At 62.2% G+C, this 17,001-nt stretch carries 18 protein-coding genes; 6 read left to right on the forward strand and 12 right to left on the reverse strand.

Features of this window, described 5'->3' with window-relative positions; translation table 11 throughout:
* Positions 1–11 precede the first annotated feature (11 nt).
* On the reverse strand, positions 12–1,265 hold the full coding sequence (locus tag CIT25_RS30700) for a hypothetical protein (protein ID WP_095489214.1): 1,254 nt from the start codon (positions 1,263–1,265) through the stop codon (positions 12–14).
* A gap of 150 nt (positions 1,266–1,415) precedes the next feature.
* On the opposite strand from CIT25_RS30700, the gene CIT25_RS30705 reads away from it, so the two are divergent.
* Complete coding sequence (locus CIT25_RS30705) at positions 1,416–2,456, forward strand: CapA family protein (RefSeq protein ID WP_095488869.1); 1,041 nt, start codon at positions 1,416–1,418, stop codon at positions 2,454–2,456.
* Positions 2,457–2,582: 126 nt separating this feature from the next.
* A complete protein-coding gene (locus CIT25_RS30710; protein ID WP_095489215.1) occupies positions 2,583–3,554 on the forward strand; it encodes a DUF3137 domain-containing protein in 972 nt (323 codons plus the stop codon).
* On the opposite strand, the gene CIT25_RS30715 is transcribed toward CIT25_RS30710, so the two are convergent.
* A complete protein-coding gene (locus CIT25_RS30715; protein ID WP_095488870.1) occupies positions 3,551–4,060 on the reverse strand; it encodes a hypothetical protein in 510 nt (169 codons plus the stop codon). The two genes, CIT25_RS30710 and CIT25_RS30715, sit on opposite strands and share 4 nt — an antisense overlap.
* Before the next feature lie 893 nt (positions 4,061–4,953).
* Here CIT25_RS30715 and CIT25_RS30720 point away from each other — a divergent pair.
* Positions 4,954–5,892, forward strand: coding sequence for a diacylglycerol/lipid kinase family protein (locus tag CIT25_RS30720; protein WP_095488871.1), 939 nt, complete (start codon positions 4,954–4,956; stop codon positions 5,890–5,892).
* Positions 5,893–6,041: 149 nt separating this feature from the next.
* On the opposite strand, the gene CIT25_RS30725 is transcribed toward CIT25_RS30720, so the two are convergent.
* From CIT25_RS30725 to CIT25_RS30740, 4 genes are all read right to left on the reverse strand, one after another.
* Positions 6,042–7,253, reverse strand: a complete 1,212-nt coding sequence (locus tag CIT25_RS30725; RefSeq protein WP_095488872.1) for a mandelate racemase/muconate lactonizing enzyme family protein — start codon at positions 7,251–7,253, stop codon at positions 6,042–6,044.
* A complete protein-coding gene (locus tag CIT25_RS30730; protein ID WP_095488873.1) occupies positions 7,250–8,866 on the reverse strand; it encodes a GMC family oxidoreductase in 1,617 nt (538 codons plus the stop codon). The genes CIT25_RS30725 and CIT25_RS30730 overlap by 4 nt, the downstream gene beginning before the upstream one ends.
* A gap of 165 nt (positions 8,867–9,031) precedes the next feature.
* Positions 9,032–9,604, reverse strand: coding sequence for a GNAT family N-acetyltransferase (locus tag CIT25_RS30735; protein ID WP_206073022.1), 573 nt, complete (start codon positions 9,602–9,604; stop codon positions 9,032–9,034).
* A 208-nt stretch (positions 9,605–9,812) separates the two neighbouring features.
* Positions 9,813–10,364, reverse strand: coding sequence for a YybH family protein (locus CIT25_RS30740; RefSeq protein WP_158302695.1), 552 nt, complete (start codon positions 10,362–10,364; stop codon positions 9,813–9,815).
* Between the two features lie 207 nt (positions 10,365–10,571).
* Here CIT25_RS30740 and CIT25_RS30745 point away from each other — a divergent pair, with 207 nt between their 5' ends.
* Positions 10,572–10,967 carry an acyl-CoA thioesterase gene (locus CIT25_RS30745; protein WP_095488875.1) on the forward strand — a complete coding sequence of 132 codons (396 nt, stop codon included), beginning with the start codon at positions 10,572–10,574 and terminating at the stop codon, positions 10,965–10,967.
* Between the two features lie 498 nt (positions 10,968–11,465).
* Here CIT25_RS30745 and CIT25_RS30755 read toward each other — a convergent pair whose 3' ends face one another.
* A complete protein-coding gene (locus CIT25_RS30755) occupies positions 11,466–11,834 on the reverse strand; it encodes a winged helix-turn-helix transcriptional regulator (RefSeq protein WP_029350030.1) in 369 nt (122 codons plus the stop codon).
* Positions 11,835–11,926: 92 nt separating this feature from the next.
* Here CIT25_RS30755 and CIT25_RS30760 point away from each other — a divergent pair, with 92 nt between their 5' ends.
* Positions 11,927–12,532: an NADPH-dependent FMN reductase gene (locus CIT25_RS30760; RefSeq protein ID WP_095488877.1), complete on the forward strand. Its 606-nt coding sequence runs from the start codon at positions 11,927–11,929 to the stop codon at positions 12,530–12,532.
* 62 nt (positions 12,533–12,594) lie between these two features.
* On the opposite strand, the gene CIT25_RS30765 is transcribed toward CIT25_RS30760, so the two are convergent.
* Positions 12,595–13,002: a winged helix-turn-helix transcriptional regulator gene (locus CIT25_RS30765; protein WP_095489217.1), complete on the reverse strand. Its 408-nt coding sequence runs from the start codon at positions 13,000–13,002 to the stop codon at positions 12,595–12,597.
* Between the two features lie 97 nt (positions 13,003–13,099).
* Here CIT25_RS30765 and CIT25_RS30770 point away from each other — a divergent pair, with 97 nt between their 5' ends.
* Complete coding sequence (locus CIT25_RS30770) at positions 13,100–14,080, forward strand: quinone oxidoreductase family protein (protein ID WP_095488878.1); 981 nt, start codon at positions 13,100–13,102, stop codon at positions 14,078–14,080.
* 141 nt (positions 14,081–14,221) lie between these two features.
* Here CIT25_RS30770 and CIT25_RS30775 read toward each other — a convergent pair whose 3' ends face one another.
* The 4 genes from CIT25_RS30775 to CIT25_RS30790 all read right to left on the reverse strand — a co-directional run bounded on the left by CIT25_RS30775 (position 14,222) and on the right by CIT25_RS30790 (position 16,963).
* The gene (locus CIT25_RS30775) at positions 14,222–14,863 is read right to left on the reverse strand and encodes a hypothetical protein (protein ID WP_095488879.1); all 642 of its coding nucleotides are present in this window, start codon (positions 14,861–14,863) and stop codon (positions 14,222–14,224) included.
* Positions 14,864–15,006: 143 nt separating this feature from the next.
* On the reverse strand, positions 15,007–15,426 hold the full coding sequence (locus CIT25_RS30780) for a tautomerase family protein (protein WP_095488880.1): 420 nt from the start codon (positions 15,424–15,426) through the stop codon (positions 15,007–15,009).
* Positions 15,427–15,484: 58 nt separating this feature from the next.
* Positions 15,485–16,087: a histidine phosphatase family protein gene (locus CIT25_RS30785; RefSeq protein ID WP_095488881.1), complete on the reverse strand. Its 603-nt coding sequence runs from the start codon at positions 16,085–16,087 to the stop codon at positions 15,485–15,487.
* A 219-nt stretch (positions 16,088–16,306) separates the two neighbouring features.
* Positions 16,307–16,963 carry a DUF1579 family protein gene (locus tag CIT25_RS30790; protein WP_095488882.1) on the reverse strand — a complete coding sequence of 219 codons (657 nt, stop codon included), beginning with the start codon at positions 16,961–16,963 and terminating at the stop codon, positions 16,307–16,309.
* Between the last annotated feature and the right edge of the window lie 38 nt (positions 16,964–17,001).

A 17,001-nucleotide genomic window follows, 5' to 3' on the forward strand; every position in this document is an offset into this window, starting at 1 on the left:
GAAACACGCCCTCAGTTAAACCACAGCGCAAACGTCAAAAACCCGGCGCCGCCGAACTGGCGCTGGATCTGGTCAAATTCCTCGCTGGTGAGGATCTTCCCGCTTTCGAGATAGGGTGCGATCGCCGGGCCGGTGATCGACAGCACCAGATCGAAGGGCTTCGGCTCGTCGAAGAAGCGCTTCATGTTGATGCCTTTGTCGGCGATGCGGAAATGCGGCAGCAAGGTGCGGCCTTCGAGCAGATCCTCGGCCATATCAAGCGCGGCGTGCCAGGCTTGGACCTGCTCCTCGCCGACCTCCAGGCCGGTGAGCGGGCTGGCACCTTTCTGTTGCGGGCCGGGCAGCCATTCACGGTCGTTGTCGGTCTCGGCGCGGATCGCCTTCCAGTCCTCGCGCGACAGCCGGATCATCTCCATGAGATGGCGGCGTGCCGCCTGCCGGCGCTCCGGCTCGACCACCGGCCAGTTAACCAGATGCACCAGCGAGATGAAATCGGCCAAGCGCCATTCGGACGATAACATGCTTCCGCCCATGCCGCCGTCCGGCGGAACGAGCGTGTCCTGCAGCGGCAGCTTGGCGCGTGGGAATAGCATGTGGAAGGAGCCGTCGAACATGGTCCTGAAGTCATGCGCCAGCCAGAAGTCCGCCTGCGCCATCAGGAACTCGGCATAGCCCTGCAGCCAGTAGCCGTCGGCGCGGTCGAAGCGGAAGGTGAGGGCAGGTGCGGCCGCGTCTGGCGCACCGCCGCCGCGTGACAGAGACGCCATGATCGCGGCGGCACTTTCGTTCGGCGCGATCTGGTCGTCCTCGTTGAGATCGATGCCGAGACGCGTGAGGTCGACCTCCATGCCGATATCGGCACCGGCAGGCACGGACCCAAGTGTGGCGGCGGATTTCTGCAGCCGGTCGCGGAAGGCGACCAGGATGGCGCGGAAGTCATCGTAGGTCAGCGGTTCGGGATTGGGATTGTCCGGCACCGGCAGCCGCATCAGCGGCAGCATGAACGATTGCGGGCTCTCGAAACCGTGGCGATGCAGGCCGCCGGCCAGGATCTCCAGCGCGGTGAAGAATTGGCCGGCGCCGGCGGCGTAAGCCGACGCGGGATCACCGGGCGCGGCGGCTTCGAGTGCGGTAAGCGTGCTGTTGCGGTCCGCTACGGTTTTTGCCTCGAACAGGGCGGCCGGTTCGGGGGATGCGGCATCAGCGGAAGCAACCGGCAGCAGCAGAATAAGGGCGAATGCCAGCAGGCTCGAAAATCGCGTCATCTTGGTCCTCCAGGGCTTCATGCCGACCATACATGCATTTCGCGTGTCGCGCCTGTCGCAGGCGCCTCGCCCATATGAATCCGAACGGAAGCGCTTCGCTATATCGGGCTCATCGTCTACCGTGGCCGTTCATTCCGGTGCAGGCTGCGCGTGTCGAACTATCCGCTTTCCTACAAATTGTCTTGGCTGCCACGTTTCCTGAAGCCGACGCTTAGTGGCGACGGCGATGGTTTTGCGCCAGCGGCAGGAACGATGATCGAGCCGCCACCGGCGCGAACGGTGCGGCTCGCCTTTGTCGGTGATATCTCGGCGGTGGCCAATCGAACAGCGCCGCAATGCGACCCGGCTATCAAGGCGCTGCTCGCCTCCGCTGACCTTGTGGTCGGCAATTGCGAAAGCCCGGTGGTGGAGCGACCGAGCGCGGCGATGGGCACGAAGCTTGGCACCCATCATGCCATGACCGAGCGGTTTCTCGCCGAGGCGCTGGCGGCCGCCGGCATCTCGCATGAGAAGCTGGTTTTGTCGCTCGCCAACAATCATGTGCTCGACCAGGGCGTCGACGGGTTCGACAAGACCGTGGCGGCGCTGAACCGTCTCGGCATCCGCAGCATCGGTACCGCCGTCGCCGGTCCGGTCGAGCGCCTTGCGGTCGGGCCGCTGACAATAGGCTTTGCCGCTTTCACGCTGTGGCGCAATGCCGGCGCGGCTGCGTTCGCGGGCCGTGTGTCGATGCAAGGCGACCCGGCACAATGGCCACGCGGCAGCGATGTTGACCTCGCCTGCGCGGTGCCACATTGGGATTGGGAGTTCCGGCACTTTCCCCAGGCCGCAACGCGGGCACTGGCACAGCATTTGGCCGCGCAAGGCGTCGGGCTGATAGCCGGCCACCATGCCCACGTCTTGCAGCCGGTGGAGCGGATCGGCAAGGCGCTCGTCGCCTATGGGCTCGGCGATTTTCTTGGCACCGCCTTTGCGCGCCAGCCCTGGCCCGGCCGCATCGGGGGCATCCTGACCGTGGATATCAGCGCTGACGCCGGCACGCGTGGCGCCATTGTCGCCTACCGGCTGCACCCCTTCATGCGGCTGCGGGCTGGTGACCACGAGCGGCTGGTTCCAGTCGAGGCGCTGGAGGGTGCATTAAGGCAAAAGGTTTTGGCGCGTCTGGATACGGTTTTTGGTAACGGGAATTGATGGCTGTGTTGACTGGTGGCTCAGACAAATCGTGCGGGCTCACCATCCCACCGCTGTAGTCGCGCGACTTTCGGCAAAATCAGCTATTGTCCGAGCTGGGTGATCGGTCTTTCGACGGGGATGGCGATGGAAGCAGCGGATTTCATGCCTGACGAAACTGACATCGCCGACATCAAAAGGAATCTCGAGGCCTATGAGGCCAGGCGGGCTTCGGCCTACCGGCAAGTCCGCTGGCGGGTGCCGCTGTTCGTCGGCCTGGTGCTGGTGTTCGTGGCGCTTATGGCCTGGCTCTTCAATATGGTCGCCGATCCCTACGAGCGATGGTTCTCGACGCCGCATGTGCTGCTCTATGTCGTCGGGTTCGTGGCGGCGATCCTGCTCTATTTCCAGGCGGTCAAGCCGACGAGCACGTTGCAGCAATCGTTCCGCAAGACACTGCTGCCGATCATCTTCGGTTTCATCAGGGATATGCGCTACGAGCACGACGTGACACCGAATTCGTTCGATCGGCTGCCGCGCGAGACGATCGGCACGTTCAACAGCAAGCGCTTCGACGACGTCATATCCGGCCGCTACGAGGGATTTCCGTTCGAGTTTTACGAAGTGGATCTCCGGCAAGGCACGGGCAAGAGCGGAACGATAGCATTCAAGGGGGTCGTCGTCGCCTTCGAGACCGTCGTGCCGTTTCCCGGCATATTGGTGGCGGCGCGGCGGGCCAACATGGCCGTCGGTTTCTTCCGCGGCATGTTCGCTAGCAAGATGCAGGAATTGTCATGCGGCGTGCCCGAGCTCGATGCCGCCTACGACTTCCGCACCGACAATGTCGAGGCGGCGCAGCCACTGGTAAGCGGCCGGCTGGCGCAGGCACTGACATGGCTTAGCGAGACACGGCCTGATGATCCGGCGCGGGTTGCGCTCAATGGCAGCGACGGTTTTCTGCTGTTGCCGCAGACCAAGGACTTCTTCGAGCTGCCTGATATGTCCGTGCCGCTCGACTATGCCAAGCATGTCGCGCCGATGATATCAGACATGGGCACGATGCTGGCGACGGCCGCGCTGGTGCGCAAGATCGGCGCAAGGGACGAGGCGGCGAGTTAGCCGCTGGGCATCTTGGCCGCCAGCCAGTCAGCCGACCGCTTCGCCAGGCCGATCGTTGCGGATGCGGCGCGGCCGAGGTCGGTCTTGACCACGGCGTAGCCGGTCTTCGTGCGATAGAGCACGGCGCGACCGCCATCGACCGCCGCTTCATAGGCAACCGGCCTGGCAGCCTCCGTTTCCATCGCCGTTGCCTGCGCCCCGACCGCAACGCTGGGGCGACGGCTCAATTCTGAGGGGAGCCGGTCGGTGGCGTTCTGCGTTGCCGTCGTCAACTCAGGCGTGGAGGCCGTCGTGGCAAGCTGTGACGACGGCGTCTGCGTCGTGCGGCAGATGCCGGAGACGAGCGGATAGTTGAAATTACGCTGGTGCAGCATCTGGCTTTTCATGGCCGCTTCGCAATCGGCGATGGTCGACCACTTGGCCGGCGTCTCACCGATATATTCGCAAAGCTTGGCGTCGCAGTCGCAACCGACGATGGTCATCGCGACAAGGGCGGTCTTGATCACGGTTTTATGCCTTTTGAGTTGCTCTGCCAAATATCACTGGGATCGTTCGCGTGGCCGAAAAGGACACGCGACGCTGAAAGCTCATCAATCGCTGTGGATCAAGGCGGGATTTGGCCGCGATTGTGGAATGAGCGTGACGGTGCGCCGCGTAATTTTTCACGGCCGCTGACTGTGGCCGAAAGGTCTCACCAATCGTAGACGTGTTCGAACCTGACGGCTGGTTCAAATGAAGCAGACGGTCGGATAGCGACAGGAGCCCAAAGACAGTCGGCGCCGGGATTTCTCCCAGCGCCTCCCTGTCAGATCAGGACACGGTCGCGGCAGCAACTTCCGTAAAGACGTCGCGCCATGCCGGCCTTGATGTTGACGGTCCTGCCAGCCACTGCCCGAGGGCAGCGTCCGTTCGGGACCTCGCCAGTCTCTACCCTTGCGAGCTTCGTCCAGCGCGCCATCGAAGGTTTTTGCCGTCCTTCATGGCAGCATCGGTCCGCCGTAGGCGTTCGCACGCTTTCCGCGGCCCCGTAGGTCTCGGCATCCCTCCTCAAAACAGGCAAGCCTGCTTTCATTCGGGGCCGTACGGGCCTCAGGAAATCCGCCGTTTCGCCTTGCCTTTCGACTTGGCGATCGGTAGCCGCCTGAGATGGGTTTAATATACGGGGGATAAGCGTTCGGCGAAACAGCGACGAGCCTGTGAATAGCGGGATTATCGGGGACTGAGCTCGGCGGCGCAGCGTTTTTTTGGACGAGATGCAGGGGGGGCGGACACGCCCTGATCTGCGGCGAGCAGCATGATCAGACATTCGGCCCTTGCTCCGCAGAGCGGCGCGGGCTTCAATGCCGGCAAAGGGCTTTTAGGACAGCAGTGTCGTTGCTGGCCTTTGGGGAGGACGTTCTTGAAGGTCGGGGTGATTCTCAATCCGATTGCCGGCGGCGGCTGGCTCAAACGGCATTGGCCCGAGGTCAATGCTTCGCTCAAGAGACATTTCGGCGATTTCGAGCTGCGCGAAACACAGGCGACCGGCGACGCTGAACGGCTGGCGCTCGTCCTTGCCGCCAGCGGCTTCGACCTGGTGATCGCGGCGGGCGGCGACGGCACCGCCAGCGAAGTGGCCGACGGGCTGTTGCAGGCGTTCGCAGAAAGCGGCCGGACGGCCGAGCTCGGCCTGCTGCCTTGCGGCGCCGGCATCGATTTCGCCCGCGGGCTCGGCCTGCCTGCTGAGGTCGACCTGACGCTGAAGCGTATCGCCCAGGCCAAAGCTCGCAAGGTCGATGCCGGCCGCATCTCCTATGTCGACGATCATGGCGCGCTGGCCAGCCGCCATTTCATCAACATCGCCAGCCTCGGTCTTTCGGGCGCCACCGACCGCGCGGTCAACGCCGACAAGCGCAAGGGCAGGGTGTCGGCCAAGGCGCTGTTCTACTGGCGCACCGTGTGGGAATTCATGCGCTACCGGTTTCAGGACGTTGTGATCACCGTCGACGACGGCGTCCCGGTCGAGGCGCGGGTGGCGCTGGTGGCGGTGGCCAACGGAAGATTCTTCGGCGGCGGCATGATGATCGCGCCGGATGCCGAAATGGACGATGGACTATTCGACATCGTCATCCTGCGCGCGGCGGGCAAGCTGAAACTGATCTGGGACATCCGGCTGCTCTATGGCGGGCGGCATCGCGACCATCCGGCAATCACCATTTTGCGCGGCAAGAAAGTGGTTGTCGAACCGCTCGGCGATGTGCAAAAGAACGCCGCGCTCGTCGACATAGACGGTGAATCGCCGGGGCGCATACCAGCGACCTTCGAGATCCTGCCCGGCACGCTGACGCTCAGATATTGAATCAACGTGCTGAGAGACTGATTCAAGTCCTTTAGGGCGTGATTCCGGCGATCCGGCCAACATGCTGGAATTGCGTGGCAATTACCTGATGGCAGAACTCGATCTTAGCCGGAAACCCGGCGTGCGATGAAGGCATAGCTCTCGCGCGATCACGGCATCAACGGCGTCTGCATCATCTGCAAATGCAGGTCCGTGCCGGTCCAGGGATGCGCCTCGCAGACGGCCTCGTCGAGCTCGACGCCAAGGCCTGGCTCCTTCGACGGAATGACGTTGCCGTCCTGCCATTCGATCTTCTTCTTCAGCAGCTTTTCGTGAAAACCGTCCCACTGCTTCAGCGATTCCAAGATGAGGAAGTTGGGCAAGGTCACGGCAAGCTGGATGTTGGCTGCACCGACGATCGGCCCGCAATAGCAGTGCGGCGCGATTTGGATGTGATAGGCCTCGGCCATGGCGGCGATCTTCTTGGTTTCGAGAATGCCGCCGGAGCGGCCGAGATCCGGCTGCAAAATGCTCGCGGCGCGGTTCTCGATGACACGGGCAAATTCGAACTTGGTCGTCAGCCGCTCGCCGGTGGCGATCGGGATCGACGTGCCGCGCGCCACCTGCGCCATCACTTCTGGCATATCGGGCGGCACCGGCTCCTCGAACCACAGGGGGTCGTAGGGTTCGATGGCGCGGGCCATGCGCAGCGCGCCCGATGCGGTGAACTGGCCGTGCGTGCCAAACAGGATGTCGGCCCTTGTGCCGACCGCCTTACGGATCGCTTTGACCATGCGGGCGGAGAGATCGATGTCGACGAGGCGCGGCTGATGACCGTCAAAGGCGGTGTAGGGGCCAGCCGGGTCGAGCTTGACGGCATTGAAGCCCTGCTCGACATATTCGAGCGCGCATTCGGCCGCCAGGTCGGGATCGTTGTAGACGTTCTTGCCGCGCGCATCCTCCGAATGGACGCTGCCGGTGTGCGGGTAGAGATAGGTGTAGGAACGCAGCGTCTCGTGCACCTGCCCGCCGAGCAGCTTGTAGACCGGCTTGCCGGCTTCCTTGCCGATAATGTCCCAGCAGGCCATTTCGAGCGCCGAGAAACAGCCCATGGCGGAAACGTCCGGACGCTGGGTGAAGCCGGAGGAATAGGCACGGCGGAAAAAGTTCTCGATGTCGTGCGGATCGCGGCCGACGAGATAGCGCTCGGCCATATCCTCGACCATCCTGGCGGTGACATGCGCGGAGAAAGTGGCGTTGTAGGCCTCGCCATAGCCAACGACGCCGCCGTCGGTGGTGAGCTTGACGAAGATGAAATACTTGCCGCCGATGCCGGGCGGCGGATTGCCGACGACCCAGGTTTTGACGTCGGTGATTTTCATTTTTGATCCTCCAGAACCAATTCGGCGCCCTTCCATCCGGTCATGATCGAGGCGGCGTTGGTGTTGCCGGTGATGTTATCGGGAAAGATCGAGGCGTCGACGACGCGCAAGCCAGCGAGGCCGTGAACCCGCAGGCGCGGGTCGACGACGGCTTGGGCAGCGTCCGGCCCCATGCGGCAGGTCGAGACCGGGTGGTAGACGGTGCCGGAGCGCTTCCTGAAATCCTCGATCAAATCCGCGTCGGAGGTAATTGACGGGCCCGGCAACACCTCTTCCTTGATGATGTCGGCCATCGCCGGCATGGAGGCGATCTTCCTCACGAACTTCACTGCCGCTAGCATTTCGGCCACGTCCGCCTCGGTCGAATAGGCGTTGGCGACGATCTTCGGATAGTCACGCGGATTGCTGGAGCGGATCATGATCTCGCCACGGCTCGACGGTCGGCAGTTGGACAGGCCGATGGAAAAGCCCGGCCACGGGTCGGGCGTCAGGATAGGGCGCTCACCGCTCTTCGGGATGACGGTCGAGAACGCCTGGAAGTAGAGCTGCATGTTGGGCCGTGCCGCCGCCGGGTCGGTGCGGAAGAAGCCGCCGGCATTGTTCATCGACAGCGACAGCGGGCCGGAGCGCATGAGGATGTATTGCATGCCGACCATGAGCTTGCCCCACCAAGGGCGCAGGATCTGGTTGAGCGTCGGCAGCCTGCCCTTGAAGGTGTAGTTGATGCCGACATGGTCCTGCAGGTTCGCCCCGACATTCTCATTGGCATGGACGACGGGAATGCCGAGCGGGCCAAGGAGCGACGAGGGACCGACCCCGGAAAGCTGCAGCAATTGAGGCGAATTGATCGAGCCGCCTGACAGGATCACCTCGCGGCCGGCGCGCGCGGTCTTCGTTTCGCCGTTCTGGAGATATTCGATACCAACGGCGCGCTTGCCCTCGAACAGGATCCTGGTCACTAGCGCGTTGATCTCGACGCGGACATTTTTGCGCTTCATGGCGGGGTGCAGGAAGGCGCGGGCGGCCGACATACGGCGGCCGTTCCTGGTGGTGATCTGATAAATGCCGACGCCTTCCTGTGACGCGCCGTTGAAATCCGGGTTGAACGGCAGGCCGGCTTGGCTGGCAGCCGCGAGGTAGCGCTTGGTCAGCGGGTGGACAGCCCTAGAGCAATCGGTGATGTGCAACGGACCGCCGACACCCCGCCACTGGTTGGCGCCGGCCTGATTGTCCTCGAGCGCCTTGAAGGCAGGCAGCAGGTCGTCGAAGCCCCAGCCGGGATTGCCGGCCGCTGCCCAAGCGTCGAAATCCTCGCGCGCGCCCCGGATCCAGACCATGGCGTTGATCGAGCTCGAGCCGCCGAGCAGCCTGCCGCGCGGCCAGTGATCGACATTGCCGGCGAGGCCGAGGTCCGGCTCGGCCTTGTAGTTCCAGTTGACGGCCGGGTCGAAGAAGGTCTTGCCGTAGCCGAGCGGCATCTGCACGTAGAAACGGCGGTCGGTGCCGCCGGCCTCGAGCACCAACACCGAGAAGCGGCCCGAGGCCGATAGTCTTTCGGCCAGAACCGAGCCGGCCGAGCCGGAGCCGACGACGATGAAATCATAGGTCTGCATGATGGATGCGCGACGGCTCCGGATTTTTGCTCAACCTAGACGCCGCAAGCCGCCGCGATCACCGGAGCTTCCGGCATCGCCTGTGAAAAAAGCGACCGGCACTTCGTTTGCATTCGGGGGTCCGGCCCGAAGCGGCCTTTGCCTCGTGGACAAGCGGCCCACGCATCACACGCCACCATCAGCATTTAACTTGAAATCATAACGCATGATCGGGCGGGCTGGCACCCTGCGGGCGACGACCCTGAACCCGGCGCGAGCGAAGGTGGAGGCGTATCCGCAGCCGGAAGCGCTCGGCGACACATCGGCATCAAAAGGATAGGCCTCAAGCGCAGGGGCATTCGCACGCCTTGCAGCTTCCAGCGCCGCTGCGACCAGGTGGGACGTGACGCCCTGCCGGCGGTATCTTTTTCGCACGTAGAGGCAGGACAAGGACCAGACCGGCGCATCATCCACACGCTTCAGCTGCCACAGCCGATCGAGCCAGGGCACGGCATCTCGCGGTGTCACCTGGCACCAGCCGACGGCAGTATCGCCGTCGAAAGCAAGTATGCCTGGGGAGGGACCATTCTCGACGGCTTGCTGGAACGCGGCCCTGTTTTCCTCACCTGGTCGCTTTCGATAAGAACTGCCGATACGCCCGTACATACACCAACAGCGACTGCAGGCGGCACTCTCACCGAACAGGTCTTCGAGCGCGGGCCATAGATCTGATGTCAGAGGGTGAAAGGTAAGCTTCATGTCAGGTGCTTCACGATGAAACCACAGGTCTGCATGATGGACGCGGGCGGCTTCGGAATTCAGGCTCTACCATAGACGGCGCACGCCTCTGGCGTCACTGAGGCTTCCGGCTTCCCTTGTGAAAAAGGTGACTGGCCCTCAAGTCCTGTTGCTTTTAGGCGTGTAGAAAGGACGTCAAAATCCCCTCTCGAACGTTGTTCCAGCGACGCTATGGGGTCAAGTCCAAGACTGCTGTCCGGCTCCGCATGTCGACGGGGAGGGAAACGTGCTCGTGCGTGATCGTCCATCTGTCTCCAGATCGACGAAATGCATTGCTCACGCGCACCCAGTAGTCGACATTCGCGCCTGTTTTCAGGGCGCCATGCGCTCGGATAAGCATCCATGCGGCGGCAACCGCGTCGCCGGCTGCGACATCCAGTTGGCCAAGCTCCTGGCCGATCGGACCAGACCAGCGGGGAAACCAATCTAAGAACCGCTCGCGAAGGGCGTTGGATCCCACATAGCGAAGCGGCGGTACGAGGTCGAAATAGACTATGTCGCTGGAGTAAAGGGACATAAGCCACTCGATGTCTTTGGCGCCCGTGGCGGCCGATCGACTCTCCAGCAGTTCCCTAATCGCGGCTTCAACGCCTGGCATCGTCTCCTCCAATCTCATCGTTTCGCCCGCTTGCCGGGCATGAGGCTGTCCTCCCAAATTGCCATCAAGGTAACCACCGATGGTGCTCCCCGACAACCGGCGTTCACCACTTGAAACAATCACGGAAATCATCCTGGCGGGCGACGCGCGAATCCGGTGGCACAAGCGCCGAGACCTCCCGCGGTCGGCTCCATCCGCTACGCGCTCATTGGCAACGGACGCCAATAGCCGAGCTTCAAACTGCGACATTGCCGGCTGGCGGCGCGTTGACGCACCGTTGCCATCCCGATACGGGATCGGGAGAAGATCGATATCGAGGAAATTTGGCGCATGGTGCATTATGCGGATGGACGGCCGATCGGCGATCTGACGCTCAGGACGTTGGCCATGCCTTCGGACGCCAATGCGGCGGGCGATATCTTCGGCGGCTGGGTGATGGGGCAGATGGACCTTGCCTGCGGCATCCGCGCCGCCGAGCGCGCCAAGGGCCGCGTGGTGACGGCAGCGGTGAAGGAAATGTCGTTCGCCAAAGCGATGAAGATCGGCGACACGCTGTGCATCTATACGCATGTCGAGCGCGTCGGCCGTACCTCGATGACGCTCAAGGTCGAGGCATGGGCGCAGCGCTACCTCTCCGACCTGATGGAGAAGGTCACCCATGCCGATTTCGTCATGGTGGCGCTGGACGGCGAAGGCAAGCCGAAGGCGGTTCCGGCGGAAGGCTGATCGGCTGGATGTAGTCAGCTGGAAGTCAACGGCACCGCCGCTGCCAGCCTCCCGCAAAGAGATGCGAATAGCGATGCTGTGTGATGCTTCGCGTTCGCACGTTTCCGTGACCATGTCCGGCAGGGCATGGGGGAAAAGACAATGCGTCAACGATTGCTGAACGGCGCATTGGCAGGCGCTTGCAGCCTTGTTCGGCCTGTTCGCCGCAACCGCCTGAACCGAGATCAAACGAGACGAGGCCGAAGCCAGTGGCGCCTCCGAAAACCACACTCTCAAGCGGCAAGTGATCAGGAGCGGAATCCGCGTTGCAACGACGTGCCACACCGGCGCGATGAGCGTGAGCAATTGCGGCAAAGAGGCGGCCTGCGCCATGCAGGGTGGTCCAATCGGGCCCGAAGTCGAAACGCACCGAAAGCCGTCTGCGGGCCGGAATGCAGATGCAGCCGAAGTATTCGTCTGCGCTACGCGCCGCGCGCAAACCCTTGCAGCGCAAGAGTTTCAGGCATGAATCCCGTCGAACCTCGCCCGCGCGGCCTTGACGCGCTCGGTGTTCTTGCGCGCCCATTCGCCGAGCGCACCGACCGGCACAAGAAGCTCGTAGCCAAGATCGGTCAGCTCATAATCGACGCGCGGCGGAATGGTCGGAAACACGGTCCGGGTGACGAAGCCGTCGCGCTCCAGCCCGCGCAAGGTGGTGGTCAGCATCTTCTGCGAAATACCGCCAACGGCGCTGCGCAGCTCGTTGAAGCGCAGCGGCCCGTCACCGAGCTTGCCGACGACCAGCACGGTCCATTTGTCGCCGACGCGCTGCAGGATTTCCGAGATGGCGCGGCAGTCCTCGGTGCGGTGCGGGTGCCTTGGTAACAAAAAGGTGCCTCCTTGCGCGTCATCTGCTCGGTCACTCATATAGCTCAGGTATCTAAACGATACCAGAAATTTGCCTAAAGGAGAGCCCCTCTATGTCCAAGCCCAAAATCGCCATTGTCGTCGGTTCGACCCGCGCCGCACGATTTGCCGACGTTCCGACCCAGTGGATCGCCAAGATCGCCAAGTCGCATGCCGACATCGACGTGGAAGTAGTCGACCTGCGCGACTTCCCGCTGCCGTTCTTCGACGAGGTCGCATCGTCCGCCTGGGCGCCGTCGCAGAATGAAGTGGCGCAGCGCTGGCAGAAGAAGGTTGCGGAATTCGACGGTTTCATCTTCACCGCCGCCGAATACAATCATGGCCCGACTGCCGTGCTGAAGAACGCCATCGACTACGCTGCCAATGAATGGAACAAGAAGCCTGCCGGTTTCGTCGGTTATGGCAGCGTCGGTGGCTCGCGCGCAGTCGAGCAGCTCAGATTGTATGCCGTGGAATTGCAGATGGCGCCGGTCAAGTCCGCCGTCCACATTGCGTGGGGCGATTTCCTTGCTGTCCGGCAAGGTGACAAGAAGCTCGAGGAACTAGAGCATCTGAATCAGGCCGCCACCGCGCTCGTCAACGACGTTGCCTGGTGGGCCAAGGTCCTGAAGGCGGCGCGCCAGGCCGACGCCGTCACCGAGGAAGTCAAGGCGGCCTGAACCGCAGACCGGAACAATCCTCCCAAGGATCCGGGGCGGCGCTTGCGCCGCCCCTTTTTGATTCAAGCGATGGCTGGCTGCCGCGCCTGCCGTGGCCTGATGATGCAGTCGGCAAGGCGGTCCACCTCATTTAGCTCATCTGCGTGGTGCTGGCCCCACTCACAGAGCGCCAGAAGGATAGGCTCGAGGCTGAGGCCGAGGCGCGTCGCCGAATATTCGACGCGTGAGGGAATCTCGGCAAAGATCTCGCGTCTGATAAGGCCGTGTCCTTCCATTTCGCGAAGCTGCTGGATCAGCACTTTCTGCGTGATGTTGGGCACCAGCGTCTTCAGCACCGACAGCCGCCGGGGGCCGTCGAAGAGATGGTAGAGAATGACAGCCTTCCATCGACCCGAGATCACCTTCAGGGCGCGTTCCGCCGGCAGCATCGGCAGTCTTTTGGTTGGCAGCTGCTTGGTCAGCTTGGCCATGGTCACCTTCTGGTCAGCAGCGGACAAATGAGTGTGTAGTCGCGATCAGGCAGATAGTGGCAAACAGCAGCCGATGCCATAGCGATGGGTGCATGCCATGAGAACCATTCAACTGAATCGTTTCGGCGCTCCCGACGTCCTCGACGTCGTCGAAATGCCGAAGCCTGAGCCGCAACCAGGCGAGGTGCTGATCCGCGTTCATGCAGCCGGAGTGAATTTCTTCGAAGTGCTGATGCGCGCGGATCGCTACGCGGTGACACCGGACTTGCCGATGGTCCTCGGCGTCGAGGCTGCCGGGATCGTGGAGGCGGTCGGGCAAGGAGTGGACACGTCGCTGACCGGGAGACGCGTCGCGGCGCCGCTGTTCGCTTCAACGCGTCCCTTTGGCGGCTATGCCGACTATGTGACGATCGACGCAAAGCTGGCCGTGCCTCTGCCGGACACGCTCTCATTCGAAGCCGCGACGGCCTTGATGGTGCAGGGACTGACGGCCTTCCATCTGCTGCGGCAAAGCCCGCCAAAGGGCAAGTCGGTGCTGGTCCTTGCCGCCGCCGGCGGTGTTGGCTCGTTGCTGGTCCAACTGGCCAAGCGCCAAGGCGCCGGCGCAGTGATCGCTGCCGCCGGCAGCCGGGCCAAGCTCGATCTTGCCCTGTCGCTTGGAGCCGATGCGGGCATCGACTATTCCAGTGTGGATTGGGTAGCGCGGGTCCGGGAAGCAACAGGCGGCGCTGGCGTCGATATCGTCTACGATACTGTCGGCGGCTCGATGACGGCGGCAGCGCTCGCCGCGCTTGCGCCTTGCGGCGAACTGGTGTTTGCCGCCCTGGGCAGATACGCGCTCGGCGCCTCCGATCTGGAGGCGATGATCAATCGAAACCAATCGCTGAGAGGGTTTGCCCTGCTGCCGCTGCTTTCTCCAGACGTGCTCCGCGGTAGCCTGTCAGAGCTTTTCCATCTAGCCGCCAGCGGAGAGCTTTTGGTGACGACAGGCAGCCGCTTCGCGCTCGACCAGGCCAGCGAAGCACACCGGGTTCTGGACAAGCGCCGCTCGACCGGCAAGGTCGTGTTGATACCTTAGTATCGTAGTCAATTAAATTGCCACACGTTGGAATTTGTCTATGTCGGCCGTAAAGATCAGCTTTGCGGATTCCTGGAAGCAGACAGCGCCGGTCACCGCGCTGGAAGTCGTGGTTGCGCCAATACTGCATTGACCTCCCGCTCAAAGAACGCTCTTTTCAGGGCCATAAGCTTTGGCGAGACGGACCATGCCTTTCGTTCGAAGGCGTTGGTACCAATAGAAAAGTATCATCAAGCCGGTTGTTGTGCCGGCACCAAGGCACAGTGCAGGCGCCAACGCTGATCCGATATATAGTGCTAGAAGGGTCACGCCCGCCGCCGCGACAATGCCATTTACGAAAGCGATCATCGTCGCGGCTGTGGTGAGATGCGCCAGGAGCGGCCCGGAACGCAGCGACGGTTCGGCGTCGTTTTCTGGCCAGCGGCCGAACTCTTTGGAAAACTGAAAAGCAGCATCGTCCCCCAGCGTTCGATAGTAGGCTCTGATCCGGGCGATGCCGATATGGGCCTGCATGTTCTCGGCGGCTATATCGATCAACCTTAGGACGGTGAAGCTACCCAGCAAAAAGAGCGATGGCAGCACGGCTAGGAGAAACGGCTGAAGGAATTCAGGCGACTGCGCGACAAAGCCCGTCGCCACTAGAGCGCTCGATAGAGACATGATGTAGATGGTCGTTCGCGACGCCATTTCGCTGATGGTTGCGCTGATCGCCGATTGCTGCACGAAATGCTCTGTCGCGAGGGCCGTGAGAAGCGCGGTATGGGGTGTTGTCGTGTCGGCCATTGCATATATCTCCTGCGGTGAGCATGCCGCCGATGGCGCATCCTGAGCGACAGAGCCGTCGACACAGGCCTACGCGATTGTGCAGATGTTCAAAGAGTGTGCATCAACTTGGCAATTCCGTTTAAATGGCGCCGGAGACACCATCAGTCCGCCCCAGGGACTGCAGGGAGCGGTCGCGCCTCGATGAAGCGCCGCTCCTGCGTGCGGCCGCCGAAACCATAGGCATCGGCCCTGACCTCATGGACATGCACGTAACTTTCGTGATGGAGGGGTCCCAGTAGTTGGCCCATCGCCTCGAAAATGCCGGTTATGAAGCGCTCCCGCTCTTCTTTGGTGCTGGTGCCTTCAACGATCCGGATCTCTAGCCAGAAGCTCGCCAGCGCGTGCTCTGCAAGGCTTTTGCCAGCAATGAACCACCGAGATTGATCTACGGGCTCGGCGATGACGGCTGTCAGGTCAGCGCGCTTGCGCAAAAAGCTGGTGGATGCTGCCGACGCCGCACTGGCCACGTCCTCGGGTCTCACCTCGTGGCTTGTTGCGTATCGGACGGTGATGATTGGCATTGGTCTGGTCTCCTCGATGGCGGCATATCTGGGCGGAAGTCAGCCACTGGACGCGATATCAGGGGCTAGGAATCCTCGACAGTACCTCCATTGGCTGCCAGCCGCCCAACGGTTTGCGCTTCTCAATTTCAAACTCAAACCAGCACCCGCCACCGCCCGGTCCCTGGTCGAACCGGCGATCAATGGCAAAGCCCGATAAGGCACAAAACAAGAGCGTGCCGATGCCGCCATGCCCGACGAACAGCACATCGCCTACCCCCGGGCTGGAGAGGCAGGTCTCGACCTCTTCCACAATCCTGCGCTGCGCATCCTGAGCCGTCTCCCAGCCGCGAACGCTTTGCGACGGGTTGGCAAAGAAGGCATCTGCGGTGTTCTCGAATTCTTCTGGAGGGAGGAAGCCGGTCGCGCTGCGGTCATTCTCGTGCATGCGAGGGCGCATTTCCAGATCAACGCCGAGAGCATTTGCAATCGGTTGCGCGGTCTCGATCGCCTTGGTTTCGTTGCTACAAACTACCCGCCGTGTCAGGGCGAGCAATCCAGGACGCGATGCCAAGGCGACGACCCGCCCCGCGCCGATCTCGTTCAGCGACCAGTTTGGCACGGTCTTCTCGGGCTCGATCCGAACCTGCGGATGGGTCAAATAGCGAACAGTCCTAGGCATGATGCATCCTGAGTTTAGATGTTGGTGAACCCCCCGCTCACACATTCTAAATCAGGGGTTCAGGACGTGAACCTGGACATTGCTGCCGGTTCGACAATTATTGGCCTTGCGGGTATTTTGCCGCTATCTGCATACAAACTCTCGGCTCCATGGTTCAGACCCGGCGCCGTCAAGCACCGAGCGAGCTAATGAGACGCCGGGCCGCCCTCGAGCGGACGCTCACTCTTTCAGCCGTGTATAGACGCCGCGCGTGGCCAAGGCCTCTTGCTGTCCGGGACGTGTGAAATAGAGCTCAAAGACATGGCGATCGTTGTTCTCGATTTTGATTACTGTGCGCATGCCGACCGACTTGCCGACCGTGTCTTCGCCCGCGACGCCTTGGTCGGTGAAGGCCCCCGACATGCTGATCGGCCTTTGATTTCCCGATCCGGCGGCGCCTTTGTAGTACATCATGGTTGTATTGACAGGATCGATCGTGATCCACTCGTATCGGTCGTCCATGATGCTGTAGCCGAGCCAGCCTTTGCGCCAGATTGGCGCTCCGTCCAGCGTCCCCTCCATCGTATCTTCGATATAACGCTCGCCTGCCAACCACTGCCGACGGCTCATGAGATCGTCCGTCACGAGCGGCGGCTGATCGGGGCTGCGGCCGAGCGTGCCGTAGAAGCTCAACTGGACCCGCCAGGTGCCAACTAGTGGCGCCAAAACCTCATGCGCCTGACCCGGCAATCCGCGACTAAGCCATTTCGGCAACTCGGACTGCGTCGGGGGCGCGGCCGCGGCCGAGCCATCTTGAGCCAATGCGCCGAAAGGAACGGGCAGGGCGAACGCAACGACAAATAGGGCAACGTGTAGTGTCTCAATGATTCTTTTCATCTGCGGTCCATTTGTTTATTTGAAATGTCAGTAACGCG

It is taken from the genome of Mesorhizobium mediterraneum (genome assembly GCF_002284565.1).
Taxonomy (GTDB): domain Bacteria; phylum Pseudomonadota; class Alphaproteobacteria; order Rhizobiales; family Rhizobiaceae; genus Mesorhizobium; species Mesorhizobium mediterraneum.

Bases quoted from the DNA above. Each gene is read 5' to 3' on its own strand.
- CIT25_RS30700 (WP_095489214.1), bottom strand. From the start codon at position 1,265: ATGACGCGATTTTCGAGCCTGCTGGCATTCGCCCTTATTCTGCTGCTG.
- CIT25_RS30710 (WP_095489215.1), top strand. From the start codon at position 2,583: ATGGAAGCAGCGGATTTCATGCCTGACGAAACTGACATCGCCGACATC.
- CIT25_RS30725 (WP_095488872.1), bottom strand. From the start codon at position 7,253: ATGAAAATCACCGACGTCAAAACCTGGGTCGTCGGCAATCCGCCGCCC.
- CIT25_RS30730 (WP_095488873.1), bottom strand. From the start codon at position 8,866: ATGCAGACCTATGATTTCATCGTCGTCGGCTCCGGCTCGGCCGGCTCG.
- CIT25_RS30735 (WP_206073022.1), bottom strand. From the start codon at position 9,604: ATGAAGCTTACCTTTCACCCTCTGACATCAGATCTATGGCCCGCGCTC.
- CIT25_RS30745 (WP_095488875.1), top strand. From the start codon at position 10,572: ATGGTGCATTATGCGGATGGACGGCCGATCGGCGATCTGACGCTCAGG.
- CIT25_RS30760 (WP_095488877.1), top strand. From the start codon at position 11,927: ATGTCCAAGCCCAAAATCGCCATTGTCGTCGGTTCGACCCGCGCCGCA.
- CIT25_RS30765 (WP_095489217.1), bottom strand. From the start codon at position 13,002: ATGGCCAAGCTGACCAAGCAGCTGCCAACCAAAAGACTGCCGATGCTG.
- CIT25_RS30770 (WP_095488878.1), top strand. From the start codon at position 13,100: ATGAGAACCATTCAACTGAATCGTTTCGGCGCTCCCGACGTCCTCGAC.
- CIT25_RS30775 (WP_095488879.1), bottom strand. From the start codon at position 14,863: ATGGCCGACACGACAACACCCCATACCGCGCTTCTCACGGCCCTCGCG.
- CIT25_RS30780 (WP_095488880.1), bottom strand. From the start codon at position 15,426: ATGCCAATCATCACCGTCCGATACGCAACAAGCCACGAGGTGAGACCC.
- CIT25_RS30785 (WP_095488881.1), bottom strand. From the start codon at position 16,087: ATGCCTAGGACTGTTCGCTATTTGACCCATCCGCAGGTTCGGATCGAG.
- CIT25_RS30790 (WP_095488882.1), bottom strand. From the start codon at position 16,963: ATGAAAAGAATCATTGAGACACTACACGTTGCCCTATTTGTCGTTGCG.